This is a genomic window from Acinetobacter sp. CFCC 11171, from assembly GCF_003268405.1.
Classification (GTDB): domain Bacteria; phylum Pseudomonadota; class Gammaproteobacteria; order Pseudomonadales; family Moraxellaceae; genus Acinetobacter; species Acinetobacter amyesii.
Genome location: NZ_LQXP01000073.1, coordinates 1 through 2,707 on the forward strand (window position 1 = coordinate 1; position 2,707 = coordinate 2,707).

4 protein-coding genes and 2 pseudogenes are annotated in these 2,707 nt (G+C 40.9%); 2 read left to right on the forward strand and 4 right to left on the reverse strand.

Annotation, left to right across the window (positions count from 1 at the left end):
• Positions 1–90: DUF2256 domain-containing protein (locus AVJ20_RS17735; protein ID WP_162689811.1), on the forward strand; the 90-nt coding region annotated here is incomplete at its 5' end.
• Here AVJ20_RS17735 and AVJ20_RS17740 read toward each other — a convergent pair.
• Complete coding sequence (locus AVJ20_RS17740; RefSeq protein ID WP_111886128.1) at positions 87–341, reverse strand: TIGR03643 family protein; 255 nt, start codon at positions 339–341, stop codon at positions 87–89. The two genes, AVJ20_RS17735 and AVJ20_RS17740, sit on opposite strands and share 4 nt — an antisense overlap.
• Before the next feature lie 176 nt (positions 342–517).
• On the opposite strand from AVJ20_RS17740, the pseudogene AVJ20_RS17745 reads away from it, so the two are divergent.
• Positions 518–640, forward strand: a pseudogene (locus tag AVJ20_RS17745) (IS3 family transposase); the annotation flags it as partial.
• On the opposite strand, the pseudogene AVJ20_RS17750 reads toward AVJ20_RS17745, so the two are convergent.
• From AVJ20_RS17750 to cydB, 3 genes and pseudogenes are all read right to left on the reverse strand, one after another.
• A pseudogene (locus AVJ20_RS17750) lies at positions 632–1,135 on the reverse strand (IS5 family transposase); the annotation flags it as partial. The pseudogenes AVJ20_RS17745 and AVJ20_RS17750 sit on opposite strands and share 9 nt — an antisense overlap.
• Before the next feature lie 474 nt (positions 1,136–1,609).
• Complete coding sequence (locus AVJ20_RS17755) at positions 1,610–1,717, reverse strand: DUF2474 family protein (RefSeq protein ID WP_111886126.1); 108 nt, start codon at positions 1,715–1,717, stop codon at positions 1,610–1,612.
• A gap of 11 nt (positions 1,718–1,728) precedes the next feature.
• Positions 1,729–2,703, reverse strand: coding sequence for a cytochrome d ubiquinol oxidase subunit II (gene cydB, locus AVJ20_RS17760; RefSeq protein ID WP_228157255.1), 975 nt, complete (start codon positions 2,701–2,703; stop codon positions 1,729–1,731).
• Positions 2,704–2,707 lie beyond the last annotated feature (4 nt).

Consider the following 2,707-nt stretch of genomic DNA (forward strand, 5'->3'; position numbering starts at 1 on the left):
AAAAAATGGCACCGTTGCTGGGAGGAAGTGCGATACTGTTCTGAACGATGTAAACGTGAGTCCAGACGTTTATCAAAATCAAACACTTAGAAACGCCTGTATTGGCGTGAACAATAGGCCCGTATCACATCAGGTGAACGCAGCTGCAGATGTTTGGTTTTTCGGCCAGTCACGCGTGCACGCCACATTTTAAAGCTACTGTGTTTCATATTTTGCCGCATCAAGCGAATCACCGCCGCTTCATTTAAACCATACTCACATAAAATAGCTTCAAAAGGAGTTCGATCTTCCCAAGCCATTTCTATAATTCTGGAAACGTCTTCTTCAGAAAATTGATTCATACTATTCTCGTTTTTAATCATCATGAAGCGTCAATAAGCTTTATCGACTTTAATTTGACTAAAAGAATAACAGTACAATCATGAATTTTTTGTGAACCGGACCAGGTTTGTCGGAGATAAAACTTTCTGAGATGAGAAGCATTGCTTCGTAAGACGTAGCGAAGCGTAGTGTCCCGATGAAAAAAGTAAAATATACCTCTGAAATCAGAGAAAGAGCGGTTCAATTATTGATTGAATCCGAAAAAGATTATCCATTGAATTGGGCAGCGATCACAGCTATTGCGCCTAAGATTAGTTGTAAGCTGAACTCCTCGTATTTGTAAGGTTTTAGCATCTATACCCATATGTAGTTTACGCCATTGGCGACAATATTCAGATCCATGTTTCTTGCGTTTCCATTCGCCCTCACCTAGAAACTTCAAGCCTGTAGAGGCTATGAGTAGATGCAGCCCATCGCTACTTTTTTGGAAGCTGATTGCAATATCAATATGCTTTTATCTTCTACAAAGCGTACTGTAATCTGGCGCTGTCCAATCTAATCCGCAAAGTTTAATCAGACTTTGCACAAAGCTAGTGACCATACGTAAAGACAGACGGAATAAGGATTTAATCATTAAGCAGCATTGGGCGACTGCGTCGGAGTAGGTTTGATATCGCCCTTGTTTGCATTTTGATGGCGCATACCATTGCGTAGCTGGATCGAACCAAATGGCAATATTTCCGCGATTAATGAGTGCTCGGTTATATGCGAACCAATTGGTTGTGCGGTAGATTTTATGTGTAGGCATCTTCATTTGAAAATTATATTGTGGAATAAGCCTTAGAGATAGATTTGTGCAACAAAGCCCTTATAAAACTCAATTGAGTGGTCTAATTAACGGAACCACATTCCATATGGTTCTTAAAAAGAACCAACACAATTAGATATTAATATCAATACAGAAGCCACTTTTTCCAACTCACTCAAATTTAGGTCATAACTTAGGTTTGGGATATAAGATCTGGCTTTTTGCTGGGTCGCTACAGTGGTCAACGAGCTGTCAATATCGTGCTTTAATCCAGTCCAGCAAAGCTGAATAACTTTGAACCGTACGCATAATTTAAGTCATGTGCTGAAAAGGCTGCTGACCCAATGACCTAAATGAAGAACTACTATCACACCACTGGAAACCCAACTCAAATTAAAAAATAGGTATGGGTTTCAGTGGACGTTTACAATCCATCAGCTTGATTAACAAGATGATGGATTAGAGATAACATCAACTTAACTAATATGCCCATTGAATGAGCATTCTAAAAAAAACTGCAACAATAGCTAAGGTCAGTACGCCACCCAGCCAAAGTACAACAAACCATCCTACTTGATTCAGTTTCATGATGATTCTCCTTAATGATAGCCATCATCCCCGACACGGACTTTATCACGGAACACCCAATACGACAGTGCGGTATAGAACAAAATAATTGGAATCAACACCAATGCTCCAATGAGGGCAAATAACTGGCTGCTTTGTGGGGCTGCTGCCTGCCAAATGGTGACGGATGGTGGGATGATATTTGGCCATAGACTAATTAAAAATCCAGTATATGCCAACAGTACTAAGGCTAAGGTATAAATGAACGGTGCAAATTCCTGACGTCGTTTACAGGCACGTAATACCAACACTGTAAACACCACCACGAGAATCGGCACAGGGCTAAAGTAATATAGTTGTGGCAAACTAAACCAACGATTTGCAATCTCTGCATGTACCATTGGGGTGTAAATACTCACTGCAGCAAAAATCACCAATAAAGCAACAATCAGTTTTGGCATGAGGCTAAACATATGATTTTGAACACGTGCATCAGTTTTAAAAATCAGCCAACCACAGCCCAAGCTGGCATACAGCACCACTACAGCAATCCCAGTAAAAATTGAAAATGGGGTCAACCAATCCAATCCGGCACCACTATAAATACCATTAGTGGTTTCAATCCCTTGGATATAAGCACCTAAAATCATACCTTGGAAGAATGATGCCAAGATCGAGCCCCAAATAAACGCTTGATCCCATAAATGTTTGGTGCGGTTCGCTTTAAAACGAAACTCAAAGGCGACACCACGGAAAATCAGTGAGATGACCATTAAGATAATCGGCATATACAGCGCAGAAAGCACAGTCGAATACACCAATGGAAATGCCGCAAATAAGCCTGCGCCCCCTAAAACCATCCAAGTTTCATTGCCATCCCAAACTGGTGCGACGGTATTCATCATCACATCGCGTTCTTGGCGATCTTTTACTAAAGGAAAGAGGATACCAATCCCTAAATCAAAGCCATCGAGTACCACATAAATCAGCACACCCACAGCAATGATTACC

What these genes read in the sequence shown, in the direction of transcription:
- AVJ20_RS17755 (WP_111886126.1), bottom strand. Translation starts at nt 1,717, where the DNA reads ATGAAACTGAATCAAGTAGGATGGTTTGTTGTACTTTGGCTGGGTGGC.
- AVJ20_RS17740 (WP_111886128.1), bottom strand. Translation starts at nt 341, where the DNA reads ATGAATCAATTTTCTGAAGAAGACGTTTCCAGAATTATAGAAATGGCT.